The sequence below is a fragment of the Gracilibacillus boraciitolerans JCM 21714 genome, assembly GCF_000521485.1.
Lineage (GTDB): Bacteria > Bacillota > Bacilli > Bacillales > Amphibacillaceae > Gracilibacillus > Gracilibacillus boraciitolerans.
Genome location: NZ_BAVS01000020.1, coordinates 14,803 through 34,285, shown reverse-complemented (window position 1 = coordinate 34,285; position 19,483 = coordinate 14,803). Strand labels below are relative to the sequence as shown.

Here is a 19,483-nt window from a genome sequence, read left to right as displayed (position 1 = left end):
TGATGAACTGCGTGCTTAATGTCATTTAAAAAGCTTGCTAAACAGCCCTTTAGCTTTCTCCCATGTTGCTCGTCCAAATAGGAAAGTTCAAAAATCTTACCTTTAATAGATACATGTCCCGCTTCGACATCTAAATTCTTCATCTGTAAATTATCACCACGGATAACAAGGTATCCCATAACTGTTTGCAGGAGAAATTCTTCACTATCAAAGCTATCGACTTCTTTTACGCCATCTATCTCCAGCAGTCGACGGTTTGTCATTTTTACATGGTGTTCCATTTGCGGTGCTGGTATTGTTTTTTTATCATAGTAATCCATCTTATTTCCCTCCCTTTTATCCACCACTAATATATGAATAAAGGGACAAGTTTAGAACTTTGATGAAAACTATTGCTTGATATATTCTTCATGCTTTATCGTATATAACTCACTTGCTTCATCTTTTTTGACGGTTTCCTTTAAACGGTCAATCTGTATGGTTAACAGCTTTTGGCCAAATTGGATCTTTAATTCATCCCCCCCTACCGCTATAGTTGTAGCAGCTTTGGCTACATTATTATTCACAAGAATTCTACCTTGATCTGCGATTTCCTTTGCCAAGGTTCTGCGCTTTATTAAACGCGAGACTTTCAAAAATTTATCTAGACGCATAGATAATTCCCTTCCTTTTATATAATAATTACCTGTCAAATTGCTTTGCCTGTTCCCAGAAACGATCTAGCTCCGCTAACGAGAAGGTTCCCCCCCATTCTCTGTTTGATTCTTTTACTTGTTGCTCTACAAATTGAAAACGTTGTACAAATTTATGATTCGTTCGTATCAAAGCAGTTTCTGGGTTAATCTCATAATATCTCCCTATGTTAATCATTGCAAACAGAATATCTCCGAATTCTTTTTCCTGATCGGATATATTCCCTTGTTGAACGGCCTCTTTAAATTCTTCTAACTCCTCATAGACCTTTGCCCATATTGGTTCTATCTCAATCCAGTCAAATCCTGCTTTCGCAGCTTTTTTTGGATTTCTTCAGCTAGAAGCAGAGCCGGAAGACCCTTCGTTAAACTGCCCATTACTTTTTCCTCTGTTTTTCCCTTTTCTTCTTTTTTAATGAGCTCCCAATTTTTTATTACATCCGACTCATCTACAACTTCAAGGTCTCCAAATACATGTGGGTGGCGCCTAATCATTTTTTCAGTAATACTATATATTACGTCATCGATTGTAAAAAATCCTTCTTCTTCACCAATTTGACTATGTAAAAGAACTTGTAATAATACATCACCTAGTTCTTCTGCTAGTGCATCATCATCTTCTGCATCTATTGCTTCTATTACTTCATAGCTCTCTTCTATCAAATATTTCTTTAAAGATTCATGTGTTTGTTTTTGATCCCACGGACATCCTCCCGGCCCTCTTAGTCTCGTAATCACTTCCTTCAAACGAAAAAACTGATGATTTAATTTTTCCTTTTCTATCGGTGGGATATACAGACTAGTTAAATTACTTAGTGTTATTTGTTGATCTAATTCCACTAAAGAGATCTTATTAATCTTTTCCTGTACACTGCCTGCCGCCTCTACAATATAAACGGGATACTCAGGAGGCAAATCCTCTAATAATGTCAGCTTTATTTCTGATGCAATGAAACGATCATATACTTGGCAAAACACGAGATGCTGTTGATATTGTACTTGTTGTCTTTCAAAGGAAGTAGCATCTAAAAATTGGAAACCTTCTATCGGATCAATTTTTAGGGCGGAGAATAAATCATCCAGAAAGCTTTGACCCCCCAATAATCTCAACTTTCACTTCCGTGTTTTTCAATAACAATTGTACGGTTTGCTCTGCTAACATCGGATGGCCTGGTACAGCATAGACGATATTGCCATTCGTTTTTGCCTTTGCTACTAAAATTTTTGCGATTTCCTGATAAACCGCTTCAAACTGATCATGTTTTTCGTAAATATCATCAAAGGATTCAAACAATATAGCTTCTTTTTGTAAGGTATTAATAACAGGATGATCCATTGTTCGAACATAACATGTGATGCTTTCATTCATTAATTTACGATAAATTCCAAGGGGTAATTGATTAATATCACCTGCCCCCCCAAGTCCAATAATTTCTATCTTTGGTTCCATATTATCTCTTTCCTTTCTTCCATTTATTAAACATCGAAAATGACTCTATCTCCTTTTGTGATAGTACTTTACCATATAGAATGAGCATCGCATAGACGATCAAGCCTAATGTCACACAACTGGTAACGAAAAAGAATAATATTATGCGATTATCGATTTGAAATAACAAGGGCTGAACTAACTTTAAACCACTTAACAGGATAGCCATCCAGAATCCCGCTGTTATTATTTTTAACCAAGAAACCATAAATACAGGCGCATATTTTAATGTGTAGCGCAGCAAAAGAAAGTTACTTATAAAAATAAAAAATACTGTTATGACAGTAGCCAGCGCTCCACCGCGAATTCCAAACCACGGTATTAACCATTGATTAAGGACAATTTTTATTAACAGACCTAGGAACAAAGTAAATGCTGTCCACTTCATATAACCGAATCCTTGCAAGTAGATGCCATTGTAACGGATAGTGAAGTGAATAATAGTGATATCGCAAGTATTCTTAGACTCATGGTCCCCCCCTGCTGATTCTCAAAAAACAGTTGATTGATTTCAGGTAAAAGTACAATCAGTCCAATTGTAGCTCCTAATGAAATAATCAGACAATACTTTGTAGATAAACGAATTTTTTCAAGAGTCTCCTCCTCATTCATTTGCCAGTTCATTTTTGTCACTTGGGGCACAAGGGCTAAAGCAATGGATGATCCCACGATAGTTACTAATTGCAAAAGAGGCTGGCCTCTATCAAAAATACCTTTCCAGACTGCCGCTTCGGTTAAAGAGTTGCCATATGTAAGCAAGCCTGGCACTACCGTAAATGCATCTGCTAATTGCATGAGCAGCAATAACATATGATTCAGACTAATAACAACTCCAGTTATTATAATAGAATAGAACAGATCGGAAATACGAATTTCCTCCAGCGGTTTTACAGAGAAACTTTTGAAGTGTCTTTTACCAAATACATATAAAAAGACAAAAGAAGCACTTAACGCTAAGACACTTGAAATTACAGCACCATCAGCAATTTGATAGACCGAAATCTTGCCTTTATAGATTAAGATTGCGATCAGAATAATAATTGCCGCTCTTACTATTTGTTCGATTATCTGTGAATATGCACTAGGTTGCATCGACTGCTGGGATTGGAATCCGCCTCTTAATAATGCAACAAAAGGTACAAATAAAAACACCCATGCTGTATGTCTGATTGGACTAATTAAATAGGTGTCTCCCATCATTTTGGCAATAGATGGACTAAACAAAAAAACGACCAGAAATAGCAAGAGAGAAAAACTCATTAAAGTAAAAAAGATAGGATTATAAATTGCTTTGTTATATCTATGTAATTTGTGCTCTGCTATATATTTCGAAATGGCTGCAGGAAACCCATATAAAGCAAGCATAAACGCTATCCCTAAGATAGGATAGACTTGTTGATAAATATAGAATCCAATATCACCAGTTAAGTTTTGTAAAGGCACTCGATAAAATGCACTAATAACTTTGCTGAATAGGCCTGCGAGCATCAGCGCAAAAGCACCTTTATAAAGTTTTCCGGTCTGTCTCGAATCTTCCATCATATACTTCCTTCGTCATCTCAATTCCTTGTCATTATACCATAGCTACTTAAAATAGGTATTGCTATAAACCGGTTATAACTGTTTCCTTTGATTGAATAAATATTCACCTACTAAACATCTGAAAGATAATGTGCAGTAACTCCAGTGGCAATTTTGAAATGGTACTAAATGCTGAAAAGCCGCAGCGGTTGTTATACCTATTATAAATTTCAAAATTATGATTTTGTTTTCTTTACTTATTAAAAAACCTCTAGCTGTTTAGAGCTAGAGGTTTGGATTACTTTATTGATTGATCTGTAAAATATCTCTGTCTTCTTTGTTCACATTACCTGATGCGTTTAGTTGAATGGACTGGCCTTCTCCTAAATTAGTAAAGATAACAGGAGTTATTGAAGATGGAGCATTTTCATTAATATAATCGAGATCAACTTCCATCAAGACTTGCCCTTGCTTAATTTGATCACCTTCTGCAACTTTGGCAGTAAATCCTTCCCCCCCTTTTAAGTTAACCGTATCAATACCGATATGAATCAGTATTTCAGTACCACTATCTGCTTCTATGCCAATCGCATGCTTCGTAGGGAAGATATTAACAATTTTACCATTCACAGGAGACACAATTTCTCCATTTGTCGGTTTAATAGCAAAACCATCACCCATCATTTTTTGTGAGAATACTTGGTCTGGAACTTCTGATAATGAGACAATTTCGCCTTGCATTGGACTAACGAAATTAAGGTCACCAACTATTACATTTTCGCTTGATGAATTTAATTGATCTTCATTCTTTGTTTCAGTTTTTTTAATCGCTGTTTTCCCATCCATAATATCCTGCATTTGGCCACGAATTGTATCGGATACTGGCCCATAAATGGCTTGAATATTATTACCTACTTCCATTACACCTGAAGCACCTAATTGTTTTAATCGTTTTTTATCTACTTTGTTTTTATCGCCTACACTTACACGTAAACGAGTAATACATGCATCTAGACTCGTAATGTTTTCTTTTCCACCCATAGCAGACAAGATTTCATACGGACGATCGTCTACTTCTCCTATACCTATATCGTCACTATCCTCTGCTTCATCTTCACGTCCTGGTGTAGCTAAATTGAATTTTGTAATTGCAAAACGGAAGCCGAAATAATAAATAACCGCAAAGATTAGACCAATGATAATCACCCACCACCAGTCTGTGCGATTAGGCATCACACCAAATAGCATAAAGTCAATCAGACCACCAGAGAACGTCATACCAATTTTAACATCTAATAAGTACATCGTCATAAAGGATAGACCTGCGAACACTGTATGAATTGCAAATAGTAATGGTGCTACGAATAAAAATGAGAATTCCATCGGTTCCGTTATACCTGTTAAGAAGGAGGTAAGTGCTGCAGAGAACATAATTCCTCCAACAATTTTCTTTTTTTCCGGTTTAGCTGTATGATAGATAGCCAATGCAGCTGCAGGTAAACCAAACATCATAAATGGAAATTTACCTGTCATGAAATTACCAGCAGTAAAGTCAACACCATCTTTTAATTGTTCAAAGAAGATTCGCTGATCGCCACGAATAATTTCACCGGCTGCATTTGTATAAGAACCAAATTCAAACCAAAATGGTGAATAAAAAATGTGATGCAGACCAAACGGAATGAGTGCTCGTTCCACTACACCAAACACAAAAGTTGCAAGAGTTCGATTTGTTTCTAACATAAAGTGTGATATAGCATTAAGTCCATCCTGAGCAAATGGCCATACCAGATACATAACAATACCTAAGATTAGAGAAGTAAACGCCGTAATAATCGGAACGAATCGTTTACCTGCAAAGAACCCTAAGAACTGCGGCAACTCAATATCAAAAAACTTATTATACATATAGGCCGCTAAGATACCGACTATAATCCCCCCCCGAAGACACCTGTGCCCAAAGTGGGAATACCGAGAACATTTTGATAGGCGGCTTGTTCTGTCATTTCAGGTGTGATATTACCAAATACACTCATCGTGACATTCATGATTAAATACCCTATAATTGCTGCTAGACCTGCAACACCATCACCTTTTGCCAAACCGATTGCAACACCGACGGCGAAGAGTAATGGTAAATTATCAAAGACAACCCCACCTGCCTCTGACATGACTTCTAATATTTTTTGCACGATTTCATTACCAAACCATGGGAATCGTTCCACCCACTGATCTTGTGCAAAGCTTGTACCAAATGCTAATAATATACCGGCAGCAGGTAATAAGGCTACAGGTGTCATTAACGCTTTCCCAACTTTTTGTAGCGTTCCAAATACATTGGACATTGGAAATCCTCCTTTAGTTTTTTTGTTAGATTCATGCCTCAACTATCCACAAACGATAAGGCAATAAAAAAAGACATGAGTAAAGGGACACTTGTTTCGGAAAAGGATGGAGAGATATATCTTCCCCCCCACTATCTTTTCCCAAAACAACCTTTTTACTCATGCCTGATCGTATCAGTAACACGTTTATGATTGCATTAATCGTTGTAAATGAATCGTTAAATATAATACTTCTGATTCATCCACATGAATATGTAATTGTTGTTGCATGACCTTAACTAATTTCCAAGCTAGATTATAGCATAGTGGATATGTTACTTTCAACATATTTGCTAAATTTGTTTGTTGACCCAGCTGTTCTCCTTGATACACTCTTTCAATTGCGCGATGTAGATGTTGAATAAGTCTATTATAATTTATATTATTTCGTTCCAGCTTCACTTTTAAATTTTCTTCAATAATCTCCACTAATTTTGCAATTAATTGATGATGACGATTTATATCATGGATCGTTTTATCAGTAACGGCGCTATGGATGTGCAAAGCTATAAACCCTATTTCACCAGCCGGGAAGCTAACGCCTACCTTATCCTTAATCATCGACACCACTTCATGGGCTACCTGGAACTCCTTTGGATATAGCGATTCAATCTCAAACAAGAATGGGTTTGAAAATTGAACATTTTGATTCGCACGATTGATCGCGAATGATAAGTGGTCTGTTAATGCTACGTGTATATGTTCGTGAAGTGTTTGGCCCATACGAGTCTCAATTAACACAATAATGTCGTTTAATATTTCCATTAATTGTGGATCGATATACGCCATCAATTGCTTATATTGTGTTTGTTCCTGTTCACTTTTTAATAGAAAAGTTTTCTCTGCCTGATCTTGTGGCACAATATCACCATTTTTCTTGGCAAATCCGATACCTTTTCCGATTAAAATAACTTCCTGATAGAGGGGGATGTGTGGCAATAATCACATTATTATTTAGCGCTTTCTTAACCTTCATCTGCTCTTCCATATCACTCCACCTCCATTCGTATTCAACAACTATTATCTTTATTGTACTAAAAAGTAACGAGGATATCATCAGCTAAAGCTTAATGAATTAAAATGGAGAATGGACAAATCAATTATTTTCCACCATAAAGTCGAATGATGTAAGAAATTAAGATGCACATAAGAAAGATTATGTGACATAACTCCTGTGGCAATTTTGAAAGATTTTTACTGCTAAACAGCCGCTCCGGCTGCACACTGTTGATTGCTATACAAAGATAACTACCGATATCCTTTTGACTTTCCATACGATGATACCTATAAATTGGGATAGGAAAGTCAAAATTTTACCGCTTGCATCTATTGTAGAATAGTATCTAGCGCATGCGTCCGCTTCGACTCCTGGGGGGGATCAGCGTGATCTGAAAATCCACTTTGTAAAGTGTCTTTCTTTACAAAGTTAGCTGAAGACACGCCCCCCCGGAAAGCGAAGTGGGCAAGCCGCAGCGGTTGTTACACCTAATATAAATTTCAAGATTACTACTCAGTAAATTAAAGTTATGTCGCATCATCTTCCTGTTATGTAATAAAAAATCCGAACGATAACAAATTCCACCCATCGCAGAATTCGCATGTTTGTTCGGATTTTACTTATATCAAATAACTTTTGATCAAGCCTCTTCTATCATTCACTATTAATCCATTTGTTTGGCTAAAAATATTGCAGCGGTTTGGGCTGCTTTTTTTTCAGCATCTCCGAATTCTTTCTTTTCTTTTGTGAACAACACGATACAACCAATCGGATCTCCCCCTGTTATGATTGGTTGTAACAAGTATGCCTCAAGCTCTTCCTCTTTATTTTCAATTACTTCTATAGCACTTTTGTCAGTTACCATAACTGACTCACGACTTTCTAATAACTGATCAATTTTCTTCGAAATACTTTTCCCTAAATAATTCTTTTTGGAATCACCTGCAACAGCGATATATTCATCGCGATCACTGATCAGTACTGATAAATTCAATGAATCAAATAATGCCTCTGCATACTCTGTTGCAAAATCGCCTAATTCACTGATCGGAGAATATTTCTTTAATATGACTTCCCCCCCATCACGATCCACAAAAATTTCAAGTGGATCACCTTCTCTGATTCGCAGCGTACGGCGAATTTCCTTTGGTATAACTACTCTTCCTAAATCATCAATACGACGTACAATTCCTGTAGCCTTCATATTAATCATTTACCTCGCTTTCTGTAATAGAACATTACATACCATTATTTCTTAAACTGAAATAATTATGTTGTAAGGTTAGTATGATTAATTAAATTGGAAACTATACCTTTTTTTCGGATGATTAATTTAGACTGTTATCCAACCAGAGTTTGATTCATTTCCTGAAGAACTTGAATAAACTCTTCCAGGACCTCATAACGCTTCATATATTGCTGATTATCAAATTTAAATTCCACTTTTAATTTTCGTTCTTCTGTCCCTAACTGAATCAATCTGCCATGTTGGTTGGCAAATTCAAATAATTTAGCACCATCTATTTCCTGACTTCTCTCTTCCGCTACAATCACTTCTATTTTTTGTTTTCTTTCTGAGATGGATTCAATCCGCTCTTTCTTTGACATCATTTTAAGTGTTGAAACATGGAATAGATTTTCTACCTCTGTTGGGTAGTTACCAAAGCGATCGATTAACTCATCACGCAAATCATGAATATCTTCTTGTGAATAGATCGATTGAAATCTTTTATACATATCAATCTTCTGTTTCTCGTCTGGAATATAGTCATCAGGAATATAAGCATCCACCTTCAAATCCAATTCCACTTCGAATGGTTTTATCTCTTCCACAGCTTTTCCTTGTTTTTTCGCCTCTACTGCTTCATTTAGCATCTGAGAATACATGTCAAACCCTACAGAATCTATAAACCCATGTTGTTGAGACCCCCCCAGAATATTCCCTGCCCCCCCTCGAATCGATAAATCGCGCATCGCAATTTTAAAACCTGAACCTAGTTCTGTAAATTCCTTTATCGCCTGCAACCTTTTTTCAGACACTTCGGTCAAGACTTTATCTTTTTGATAGGTGAAATAAGCATATGCGACACGATTAGATCGCCCGACTCTCCCCCCCGCAGTTGATAAAGTTGACTTAATCCCATACGGTCAGCACCATATACAATTAACGTGTTCACATTGGGAATATCTACACCCGTTTCAATAATTGTCGTACTCACTAATACATCTGATTCCCCGTCTAAGAAAGAGAACATGACATTTTCTAATTCAGATTCATTCATTTGACCATGTGCAACAGAAACACGAGCCTCTTCTACTAGAGCTTGAATTTCCTGTGCCATTCTGTCAATGGAATCCACTCGATTATATAAGAAAAAGACTTGGCCACCTCGTGCTAACTCCCGCTCAATTGCCTCGCGCACTAATGGTATATTATATTCCATTACATACGTTTGAATAGGAAAGCGATTTTCCGGTGGTGTTTCAATGACAGACAGATCTCTCACGCCTAGCATCGACATATGCAAAGTTCTTGGTATCGGTGTTGCGGTTAACGTAAGAACATCAACATTTGTTTTTAATTGCTTTATTTTCTCTTTATGCCTAACCCCCCCAAAACGTTGTTCTTCATCTACTACTAATAATCCTAAATCTTTATAAATGACATCCTTTGATAATAACCGGTGGGTACCAATCGCAAGATCGATAGTCCCTGTTTTAAGTCCCTTTAACGTCTCTGTTTGTTGTTTTCTCGTACGAAAACGACTCATTAAACCGATGTTAATCGGGTAATCCTGAAATCTTTCCATTATTGTTTCATAATGTTGTTGGGCCAAAATAGTTGTAGGTACTAGAATTGCCACTTGTTTGCCCTCAGTAATTGCTTTGAAGGCTGCTCGAATAGCCACTTCTGTTTTACCATATCCGACATCACCACAAAGCAGTCTATCCATCGGCCGTTCCTTCTCCATATCCTGTTTAATTTCTTCCACACAACGCAATTGATCCTCTGTTTCCTGATAAGCAAATGACGCTTCAAAATCATGCTGCAACTCTGTATCAGGCGAGAAGGCAAAGCCCTTTGCTGCTTCCCTTTCTGCATACAGTTTTATTAAGTCGTCTGCAATATCCTCTACTTTAGACTGTACTTTACTTTTTACTTTCTTCCAATCACTACCGCCTAATCGATATAATTTCGGCTCTTTTCCTTCTGAACCTACATATTTCTGCACAAGCTCAATTTGATCGATCGGTACAAATAGTTTGTCGTCCCCCGAATAACGAAGTAACATAAAATCTTTATGAAGACCATTCACCTCAAGCGTCTCAATCCCAATATATCGTCCAATCCCGTGATTAGAATGGACAACATAATCTCCAATTTGAAGCTCCTGGTAACTTTTAATTCGCTCAGCATTGGATATCTTTTGTTTTCGTTTTTTTCTGGGTAGTTTCTGTTTGAATAATTCATTTTCCGTAATAACAGCAATCTTATGCATGGGAAGTTCAAATCCACTGCTAATATTACCAAGGGTAATGACTGTCTGGGAAAGCGGTAACTCTGGTAATGTCTCACTAATAGTCGCTTTCATCTGATAATCTTCTAGAATCGCCTGAATCTTTTCCATTCGTTTTTGATTAGGCCCTAGTATAATTACAGAGAAATCTCCTTTATGCCAACGATCCATTTCATTTTGAAATAGATTCATCTGTCCATGAAATTGTTGCATAGTGCGACAGGACAAATTGACAATATTAACTGGATTTGTATTCGGGATATGTCTTAAAAATACGGATAAATAAATTTTTTGCTGGTTCATGTTCTGCCAAACATCATGCCAGTCAAATGACAGTCTTGTATCTCTAACCGTTTTACCACGTTGCAAATTATCCTTTAGCCACTCTTTTTCCTCATTATCCAGATGATTTGCTGTCTCTTGAATTCGGCTCATTTCATCAAGCACGATTAAGCCATCCTTAGACAGATAATCTAGCAAGCTATAGTTATGTTCATAGAAAAAGGATATATACTTTTTCATTTCTTGAAAACGTTCACAATGTTGTAAACGATCTATGTCAGCTGTAATAGACTCATTCAGATTTTGCTGATCTAATTTATTTTTTATTTTTTTTAACATATCTGCCAAAGATTGCTCTAACTTTTGAGCGGATGCGACTATATCGTGGTCCTTTAACAGCAATTCAGTTGCAGGTAGCACAGTTATCTCGCTTATTTTTTCTAAAGTTCTTTGCGATTCAGCATCATAATACCGTATGGAGTCAATTTCATCATCGAATAACTCAATACGAATTGGCTGAACCTCTGTAATTGGATATACATCTAAGATACCACCACGCAAACTAAACTCTCCAGGACTTGCTGCCATCTCTTGCCTTGCGTAGCCCATATCTACTAACTTCTGTATGGTATCCTCAATATCAATTACTTGAGTTAATTTAAAATGAAGCTGATATTCTTCCCAATATTCGATCGGTGGCAACATTCTTTTCAGGGCTGCGACAGGGGGGGCAATTAAAATACCTGTTTTATTATGTAACCAGTTGGATAAAGACGCAATTCGCTGACTCTGCAACTCAGGACTTTGAACCGCTAGTTCAGATGCCAGTAATTCGTTCACAGGATATAAATATACATGTTGTTCATTAGAAAACTCCAACATGTCGTCATATAGTTGTTGTGCTTGTGTTAATTGATGTGTGACTATAATCGTTTTTTTATTAGAAGCTTCCTGCAACATAGAGGTAAACATACTTCTGGCAGATCCAGACAGGCCCGAAACCAATTGCTCCTTTAAGCCTGATTCAATACCATTAATAATGGAATACACATCATCGCGGTTTTGTAGATATTGTTTTATTTCATACATAATGCTCCCCCCCCTAATTTCCTTAAAACTAATATATGATCATTTTTTCAATTATTGCTAAAACGCGCAAAAATGCTTTGGTTTCAACCAAAGCTAATTTTTGCCTATTGTTTATTGAATAAAATAATCCAGTTCGTGGTATTGTGGATGTTGATCTAATAGTTGCTGGCAATTTTCACAAATTGAAAAGAGAGTAATAGTCTCATCATGCCGATACTGTAACAGCTTCGCCTTTTCCTCCATCGATAAAACATTCCACCCAATCTTGTCCAGATCCAGCATGTCAGGCTGTAATCTGCCTACTTCACTTCCACAATGTTTGCAAGTATATAATAACGTCATACGTCACGCCTCCTTAAGGGGGGGAATTCTAAAGAGATTGATCAGTTATTATTCTAACCGGTAAAGTATTCTCCTATACGCGACAATATACTTTTATTTGTTATAGTCGTTCATAACTTTCTGAAACGGCTGACTTATCCATGCTTCCATTGCATCTGCAGCATGGTTGATGGATTGTTCTAACGTATCATGATCTGATTCATTAAATTTACCTAATACGTAATCAATGACTGACATTGGTGTCTCAGGTCTACCTATACCGAATCGTAACCGGTTAAACTCTTTGGTACCTAATTGGTCAATTACAGAACGAATTCCATTATGTCCCCCCCCGGGTCCACCTTTTTGTCGCAACCGGATTTTTCCTAATGGCAAATCTAAATCGTCATAAATAACTGTAACATCCTCTGGCACTATATCATAAAAATCAATTAAGGGACGAATAGATTCTCCTGATAAGTTCATAAAGGTTTGAGGTTGTAATAATATGACTTTTTCGCTATGTAATGATTCTAATGTGAAATGGCCTTTAAATTTGCTTTTATCTAATGTCCATTGGTGTCGTTTTAGTAATTCCTCAATTACCATAAAGCCGACGTTGTGACGGGTCTGTTGATATTTAATTCCTGGATTACCTAATCCTACTATACATTTCATTTTTGAAGTCTTCCTTTAACATTTATTTCTTCTCTATAGTTTAACATAAACTAGTAAAAAAAAACGAGCAGACACATAATCCGGACTAGTGACAACTTTGAAAGTATGAGGAGTGGAAAGCAAAAGCTCCCTCCATTTACTTTGCGGTTTAGATATTTCATATATTATTTTTCGTTTAGATTTCAATTGGTAAGTGCTGGGTTAGGTTTATACTTCTTAGCATAAATGAAAAGACGCAACTTTTATGGTTGCGTCTTTTCTGTTTATTTTTCCTCTTCTTCGCCTTTTTCATCAGTAGCTTCTGGTTCTGTTTCTTCTTCGTCTTCTGCTGGTTCATCAGCAGGTACTTCATCCGGAACAAGAATCGATACAATGGTTGTGTTCTCATCCTCAAGGATTTCGTAATTTTTCCCCCCCTCTTTTAGATCAGAAACCAGAATGCTGTCACCGACTGCTAAGTCAGAAACGTCAATTGTAATCTGTTCTGGAATATCTTTTGGTTTTGCTCTAAGCGCAAGTTCATACAGTGGTTGTTGAAGCACTCCACCTTCTTTTACCCCCCCAATCGCTTCACCGTCTACTGCGATTGATACGTGTACGTCCAATTCTTCTTGTAAGTTGACAGCATAAAAGTCTGCATGTATTAATTGATCTTTGATAGGGTCTACCTGATATTCGTGAAGCATCACATCTACAGATTTACCATCTATTTGTAAGGAGATAATCGCATTTTTCCCTTCATCTCTTACCGTTTTTAATAATTCAATACTATTCACTGATACAGTTTGTGGTTCTACCTTGTATCCATAAATAATACCTGGTACATCACCTGCTAATCTTAAAGCTTTTGTATTTGAAGTTTTTAAGTCTTCTCTCTTTTTTGCTTCCAAAGTTACTGCCACAATAATCATCCTCCATATAAAAATATTAATATTTACATTTTTCCCTTAAGTGTCATAGGCTAAACCTCTTTTTTAAAAATCCACTTGGTTTATACTTATTCCAACGAGCTGCTAAGTATCTTATTAATCAAATAAAATACTCACTGATAGCCGTTCATGCACGCGGATAATCGCTTCACTTATAAGTGGTGCTACCGATAATTGTGTAATTTTATCAATATGCTTCTTATCCTGTAAGGGAATACTATTTGTCACTACAAGTTCTTTAATCGATGATTCCTCTATTCTTTCTATAGCCGGGCCGGACAGGACGGGATGGGTACAACACGCATAAACTTCTGTTGCACCATTTTCGATTAAAGCATTAGCACCAAGAGTTATCGTACCAGCAGTATCGATAATATCATCTATTAAGATTGCCGTTTTTCCTTCAATTCTACCAACAATGTTCATAACTTCTGCTACATTTGGTCTCGGTCTGCGTTTATCTATAATCGCAATTGGTGCTTTCAATCTATCTGCCAGTTGGCGAGCACGTGTTACGCCACCATGGTCAGGAGACACTACCACTATATCCTCAAGTCCCTTCTTACTCCAATAACTAGAAAGAATGGGTACACCAACTAGTTGATCAACTGGGATGTTAAAGAAGCCTTGAATTTGTGGTGCATGTAAATCTAAGGTAATCACTCGTGTTGCGCCAGCTGTTTGCAGTAAATCAGCTACTAACTTTGCTGTAATTGGTTCCCGAGCACGCGCCTTCCGATCCTGTCTTGCATACCCATAATACGGCATGACAATATTTATGGATTGTGCAGATGCTCTTTTTAAGGCGTCAATCATAATCAATAATTCCATAATGTGCTGATTACCAGGCTCGCACGTAGATTGAACGACATATACGTCGCAACCACGAATACTTTCCTCAATATTAATTTGAATTTCACCATCACTAAACTTTGTTACCGAGCATCTCCCTAATTCCACCCCAATATTCGCTGCAATTTCTTCGGCAAGTCTTGGATTCGAATTTAATGTAAATACTTTTAAGGATGAATCCTTATAGGACATTTGTATACCTCCATGTGATCTTAATTAATTGTTGTATTTTCTCGCATACCCTTCTTTATTTACTTGTTTAGCCCGGCCAATCGATAATGATTCACCCGGCACGTCCTGGTGAATCGTTGAACCTGCTGCGATTAATGCACCTTTACCAATACGACTGGTGCGATTAAATTGGCGTTACATCCGATAAAAGCATCATCTTCTATCGTTGTCTTAAATTTGTTCTTGCCATCATAATTAACAGTAATAGCCCCCCCACACCCAATATTGACCCCCCCACTGCCTATTTCTGCATCACCGATATAACTTAAATGTGGAACCTTACTTCCATTATCTATTTTTGATTTCTTAATTTCAACAAAATTACCCACTTTTACATCATTGCCGATCGCTGCCTCAGGTCGAATATGCGCAAATGGTCCAACTTGAACTCTTTTTCCAATATAACTTGACGTGGCCACACTATGTCGCATCACAGTGCTTTCTCCAATATGACAATCTGTTATTTCTGAATTTGGACCAATAACTGCGTCGTTTTCAATAATCGTTTTACCTTTAAGTACAGATCCCGGTTCAATTGTTACATCAGTACCTATTTGTACATCTACTCCAATATAAGTGTTTTCTGGATCGATGATACTTACACCATTTCTCATATGTTGCTCATTAATTCTTTTTTTCATTAGTTTTTCAGCTTGAGATAATGCAATTCGGTCATTTACACCAATTGTTTCTTCAAATTGTTCTGTTTCATATGCCACAACCTTTTGCTGCTCTTGTTGCGCGATCTGAATAACATCTGGTAAATAATATTCTCCCTGCGCATTATCATTTGATACTTTCTTCAGCGCCTCAAATAATAATACATTATCAAAACAATATGTACCTGTATTAATTTCCTGAATTAACTGCTCTTCTTTTGTTGCATCTTTTTGTTCTACAATTTTGCTAACCTGACTTTCTGCATTTCTGACAATTCTTCCATAACCTGTTGGATCATCTGCTTGTGCAGTTAAAATGGTTACAGCTGCTTTTTCTTTCTCATGATGCTCTAATACTGCTTGCAAGGTTTCTTTAGTTAATAATGGGGTATCCCCCCACAAACTACAATGGTTGTGCCTTGCTTGTTTGCCAAAAAACTTTCTGCCTGCTGTACAGCATGTCCCGTTCCTAACTGCTCTTGCTGGATCACGAATTCAGAATCATCTCCAAGCTGTTCCTGTACTTTTTCAGCACCAAAACCAACTACAGTTGTAATACTGGCTAAATCTAGCGTCTTTAACTGATCTACCACATGTTGTACCATCGGCTTACCTAAGACAGGATGTAGAACTTTATATAAATTCGACTTCATTCTTGTCCCTTTCCCTGCTGCTAAAACAATTGCATAGCGATTTAACAAATGATTCCCTCCGTTCCTAACATTAAATGTATATATGATTGAATTATGCTCATTTCGCACAATAGTATCCCAATTATGAATATATATGAAAACCATGACATTTTCAATAAAGAAGAACAAAAAATAAAAGTCTAATCAAAAATGATTAGACTTTTTACTCTTTTTTAGGAAGCACCTGCTTCTTCATATTCTACTTCAGTTTCACCAGCACGTTGGTATTCTTCCAGAACAGCATCCTGAATTTTCCCTCTTGTGCCTGAATTAATAGGATGTGCAATATCTCTAAATTCACCATCCGGTGTACGCTTAGAAGGCATTGCTACAAACATTCCATTGTTTCCATCAATAACACGAATATCATGCACAACAAATTCATGATCTAATGTAATGGATGCGATAGCTCGCATTCTTCCATCGGTATTCACGCGGCGTAATCTCACGTCAGTTACTTCCATTTATGTTTCACCACCTTTTCCCTTATTAAGAACTTATTATTTTAATTCAACAAATTTGTGATAATTCCTGCTAAATTTTAAAAATAATTTATCTTTTTAAGAGATACTTCTTAATTAGAGTGATGAACGACATATTTCGATAAGTTTCGACTACTTTTGCATGTTTTTCTTCTCCACAGTCTGTAAATGATACTGTTGACTTTTTTCTTCTCTATTCTCTATTTTTATATTCAAAATAATTACCTTTTATAACTTCGATATGCCTTTTCGTAGAATCCACATTTTTAATTTGAACCAAGGACATGTAATCCTCCACTACACGATCCTCTTCTTCATCCTCTGCTTCCGCTAAAACACCAATTGCTTTCACGTTAGCATCAAATTCCTGCAGTAAGTTTTTAATTCCGTTAATCGTTCCGCCTGCTTTCATAAAATCATCGATAATACACACATTTTCTCTGGAACTTAAGCTTCGTTTTGACAATACCATCGTTTGGATTTTTTTGATGAACCCGATACATAATTAATACTCACTGTTGAACCTTCTGTCACCTTAGGATCGCGGCGCACTATGATTACTGGCACATGCAAGAATTCAGCTGCCGCATACGCAATGGGTATTCCCTTGGTAGCTACGGTTACTACGGAATCAATATTTAATCCCGTGAAACGCGAGGCAAAAAGGCGTCCAATATTTCTTACAGTACTTGGATTCCCCAAAATATCACTCATAAATAAATAGCCACCAGGCAAAATACGACTTGGATCTTCTAATTCCAAGCATAACTTTTCGATTATTTTTCCGGCCCTCTCCTTCGATACATCCGGAATATACTTCACACCACCAGCAGCTCCAGAAACAGACTCTAAATAGCCTATACCATCTTCTTTAAATACTTTATTTATAATAGCCAAATCTTCACTTATCGATGATTTAGCTGCACCATACATATCTGAAAAAAATGGTAGAGAAATTAATTCCATTGGATGCTCTACTAAATAATTGGTCATCGCAACCAGGCGATCGCTTCTTTTCATCACTACACCCCAAAATCCGAATATTTTGTGGTAAATATAACATTTTATACGTGTTTAATCAAGTGTTTGATGACTCCCCAGTAATCTTACGACGTACACTTCTTCACAGAATCCTCTCAAACTGTTATAAATGTGATCTGCCCTGCTTTCCTGCTGAACTAAGCCAAAGACGGTTGGACCACTGCCGCTCATTAATACCGCATCCGCTCCAAATCGTTTCATTTGGGCTTTAATTAATTCTACCTCCGGATTCTTAGGTAACGTTACTGTTTCCAGTACATTTTTCAGTCTCTTACAAACTCCTTGATAATCAGATTGTTTAATTGCCTGAATCATCCCTTGAGTATCTGGATGATCTAAGTTATCCAAATGCAGGGATTGATATACAGACTGTGTAGAGACTCCTTGTACCGGCTTTGCCAGAACAACCCAACAATGTGGTGGAGCTGGCAATTCCAAGATGTTTTCACCTCTGCCTTTAGCAAGTGCAGTGGAATCATAAACACAAAAAGATACATCTGATCCTACTTCTGACCCAGTGTTGCTAATTCACTCAAAGACAATCCCAGTTTCCATAACTTGTTCAACCTCTTAATGCCGCTGCAGCATCACTACTGCCACCAGCAAGACCTGCAGCAACCGGTATTTGCTTATCTATTTTAATTTTAACTCCAATCTTTATTTGAAACCTTTCCTTTAAAAGCATTGCTGCCCGATATGCTAAATTGCGCTCATCATTTGGTACAAAGCGGTTTTCTGAAACAACTTCTATTCTGTCTTCTTTTAATAAAAAGAATTCTAAACGATCCGCTAGATCTACTGTAGTCATTATCATTTCTACTTCATGATAATGATCTGGTCTTTTATATAAGACATCCAAAGTTAGATTTATTTTCGCTGGCGCTTTCTCCAATATATACACTGTTTGCTCACCCACTGCCTTTTTATTCAGAAATTGACTTTATGTAAAGATACCATAAAACTGATTCATAGCGCAAAAAGGACAAAGCCATGATTAGGCTTTGTCCTTATTTAAACTTTCTTCCGCTATCTGTACTGCTCTTTTCACCATATTTCCAGCATCTCTTGCCGTTATTCCGCCCCAACCATCTTGCTGTACCTTGTCGTAAAACCCTAACTCTTTAGCAAGCTCTTCCTTAAAACGATCAGACATCATCCCTCGTTTTCTAGCCATAGAAGATACTCCCTTTCTGTCGTTCTTTACGACAAGCATAGTTTATGTGTTATTTAAAGTTTGATGCCAGGAAATATAAGGATAACATTCCTGCTGTCATTAAAAAAAAATTCATTATTCAGCCCATAAAAAAAGCAGTAAGCATGGTTTACTGCTCGCCTGCTACTGCTTTTAGTTCTTCTGTAAAGTTTAATTCAACCGTCTCCGTGAGAATATCTGCATAACTATATGAAACACGTTCAAATGCATTCTCATCTTGATCCAATTCAACAATGAATACAGAAGGATATGTTTCAGATAAAGTTCCATAACGTTCAATGGTTTTCTTTCTACCACCATTCGCTTTAATTCTTAAACGCTTGCCGACATTTCCATCTAAACCTTGTTTAATTTCAATCAACGTTTTAGCCAATACACTCCACCTCACTAAAATTTATTATACTACATTCTTG

11 protein-coding genes and 8 pseudogenes are annotated in these 19,483 nt (G+C 36.9%); all 19 read right to left on the bottom strand.

All coding sequences use genetic code 11. The features are described from left to right. Nucleotides 1-21: 21 nt before the first annotated feature. The 19 genes and pseudogenes from yabP to veg all read right to left on the bottom strand — a co-directional run bounded on the left by yabP (nucleotide 22) and on the right by veg (nucleotide 19,443). Nucleotides 22-320 (bottom strand): annotated as a pseudogene (gene yabP, locus JCM21714_RS12310) (sporulation protein YabP). Nucleotides 321-389: 69 nt separating this feature from the next. Continuing rightward, complete coding sequence (locus JCM21714_RS12305) at nucleotides 390-653, bottom strand: RNA-binding S4 domain-containing protein (protein WP_035724755.1); 264 nt, start codon at nucleotides 651-653, stop codon at nucleotides 390-392. 28 nt (nucleotides 654-681) lie between these two features. Then, a pseudogene (yabN, locus tag JCM21714_RS20545) lies at nucleotides 682-2,142 on the bottom strand (bifunctional methyltransferase/pyrophosphohydrolase YabN). Between the two features lies 1 nt (nucleotide 2,143). Continuing rightward, nucleotides 2,144-2,569, bottom strand: coding sequence for a polysaccharide biosynthesis C-terminal domain-containing protein (locus JCM21714_RS18445; protein ID WP_052000574.1), 426 nt, complete (start codon nucleotides 2,567-2,569; stop codon nucleotides 2,144-2,146). Continuing rightward, nucleotides 2,566-3,720 (bottom strand): polysaccharide biosynthesis protein, encoded by a 1,155-nt coding sequence (locus JCM21714_RS12295; RefSeq protein WP_052000573.1) that lies wholly within the window; start codon nucleotides 3,718-3,720, stop codon nucleotides 2,566-2,568. Before JCM21714_RS12295 ends, JCM21714_RS18445 begins: the two co-directional genes overlap by 4 nt. A 285-nt stretch (nucleotides 3,721-4,005) precedes the next feature. Next, nucleotides 4,006-6,047: pseudogene (gene ptsG / locus JCM21714_RS12290) on the bottom strand (glucose-specific PTS transporter subunit IIBC). Nucleotides 6,048-6,233: 186 nt separating this feature from the next. Beyond that, nucleotides 6,234-7,074: pseudogene (glcT, locus tag JCM21714_RS12285) on the bottom strand (glucose PTS transporter transcription antiterminator GlcT). A gap of 673 nt (nucleotides 7,075-7,747) precedes the next feature. Further along, complete coding sequence (gene spoVT / locus JCM21714_RS12280) at nucleotides 7,748-8,287, bottom strand: stage V sporulation protein T (RefSeq protein WP_035724776.1); 540 nt, start codon at nucleotides 8,285-8,287, stop codon at nucleotides 7,748-7,750. 137 nt (nucleotides 8,288-8,424) lie between these two features. Further along, nucleotides 8,425-11,972: pseudogene (gene mfd / locus JCM21714_RS12275) on the bottom strand (transcription-repair coupling factor). A gap of 111 nt (nucleotides 11,973-12,083) precedes the next feature. Then, a complete protein-coding gene (gene fin / locus JCM21714_RS12270; RefSeq protein ID WP_035724752.1) occupies nucleotides 12,084-12,314 on the bottom strand; it encodes an anti-sigma-F factor Fin in 231 nt (76 codons plus the stop codon). 93 nt (nucleotides 12,315-12,407) lie between these two features. Continuing rightward, on the bottom strand, nucleotides 12,408-12,971 hold the full coding sequence (gene pth, locus JCM21714_RS12265; protein WP_035724748.1) for an aminoacyl-tRNA hydrolase: 564 nt from the start codon (nucleotides 12,969-12,971) through the stop codon (nucleotides 12,408-12,410). A gap of 263 nt (nucleotides 12,972-13,234) precedes the next feature. Then, nucleotides 13,235-13,873: a 50S ribosomal protein L25/general stress protein Ctc gene (locus tag JCM21714_RS12260; protein ID WP_035724744.1), complete on the bottom strand. Its 639-nt coding sequence runs from the start codon at nucleotides 13,871-13,873 to the stop codon at nucleotides 13,235-13,237. A 123-nt stretch (nucleotides 13,874-13,996) separates the two neighbouring features. Continuing rightward, on the bottom strand, nucleotides 13,997-14,950 hold the full coding sequence (locus JCM21714_RS12255) for a ribose-phosphate diphosphokinase (RefSeq protein WP_148295027.1): 954 nt from the start codon (nucleotides 14,948-14,950) through the stop codon (nucleotides 13,997-13,999). Nucleotides 14,951-14,968: 18 nt separating this feature from the next. Next, nucleotides 14,969-16,343: pseudogene (gene glmU, locus JCM21714_RS12250) on the bottom strand (bifunctional UDP-N-acetylglucosamine diphosphorylase/glucosamine-1-phosphate N-acetyltransferase GlmU). Nucleotides 16,344-16,507: 164 nt separating this feature from the next. Further along, nucleotides 16,508-16,798: a septation regulator SpoVG gene (gene spoVG, locus JCM21714_RS12245; protein ID WP_035724739.1), complete on the bottom strand. Its 291-nt coding sequence runs from the start codon at nucleotides 16,796-16,798 to the stop codon at nucleotides 16,508-16,510. 211 nt (nucleotides 16,799-17,009) lie between these two features. Continuing rightward, nucleotides 17,010-17,836: pseudogene (purR, locus tag JCM21714_RS12240) on the bottom strand (pur operon repressor). A 54-nt stretch (nucleotides 17,837-17,890) separates the two neighbouring features. After that, nucleotides 17,891-18,758: pseudogene (gene ispE / locus JCM21714_RS12235) on the bottom strand (4-(cytidine 5'-diphospho)-2-C-methyl-D-erythritol kinase). A gap of 93 nt (nucleotides 18,759-18,851) precedes the next feature. Further along, a complete protein-coding gene (locus JCM21714_RS12230) occupies nucleotides 18,852-19,031 on the bottom strand; it encodes a small, acid-soluble spore protein, alpha/beta type (protein WP_035724737.1) in 180 nt (59 codons plus the stop codon). A 148-nt stretch (nucleotides 19,032-19,179) separates the two neighbouring features. After that, a complete protein-coding gene (gene veg / locus JCM21714_RS12225) occupies nucleotides 19,180-19,443 on the bottom strand; it encodes a biofilm formation stimulator Veg (protein WP_035724735.1) in 264 nt (87 codons plus the stop codon). Nucleotides 19,444-19,483: the final 40 nt, after the last annotated feature.

Excerpts from the sequence above, each read along its gene's own strand:
- spoVT (WP_035724776.1), bottom strand. The coding sequence starts at position 8,287 with ATGAAGGCTACAGGAATTGTACGTCGTATTGATGATTTAGGAAGAGTA.
- pth (WP_035724748.1), bottom strand. The coding sequence starts at position 12,971 with ATGAAATGTATAGTAGGATTAGGTAATCCAGGAATTAAATATCAACAG.
- JCM21714_RS12230 (WP_035724737.1), bottom strand. The coding sequence starts at position 19,031 with ATGGCTAGAAAACGAGGGATGATGTCTGATCGTTTTAAGGAAGAGCTT.
- JCM21714_RS18445 (WP_052000574.1), bottom strand. The coding sequence starts at position 2,569 with ATGAAGTGGACAGCATTTACTTTGTTCCTAGGTCTGTTAATAAAAATT.
- JCM21714_RS12295 (WP_052000573.1), bottom strand. The coding sequence starts at position 3,720 with ATGGAAGATTCGAGACAGACCGGAAAACTTTATAAAGGTGCTTTTGCG.
- JCM21714_RS12305 (WP_035724755.1), bottom strand. The coding sequence starts at position 653 with ATGCGTCTAGATAAATTTTTGAAAGTCTCGCGTTTAATAAAGCGCAGA.
- spoVG (WP_035724739.1), bottom strand. The coding sequence starts at position 16,798 with ATGGAAGTAACTGACGTGAGATTACGCCGCGTGAATACCGATGGAAGA.
- fin (WP_035724752.1), bottom strand. The coding sequence starts at position 12,314 with ATGACGTTATTATATACTTGCAAACATTGTGGAAGTGAAGTAGGCAGA.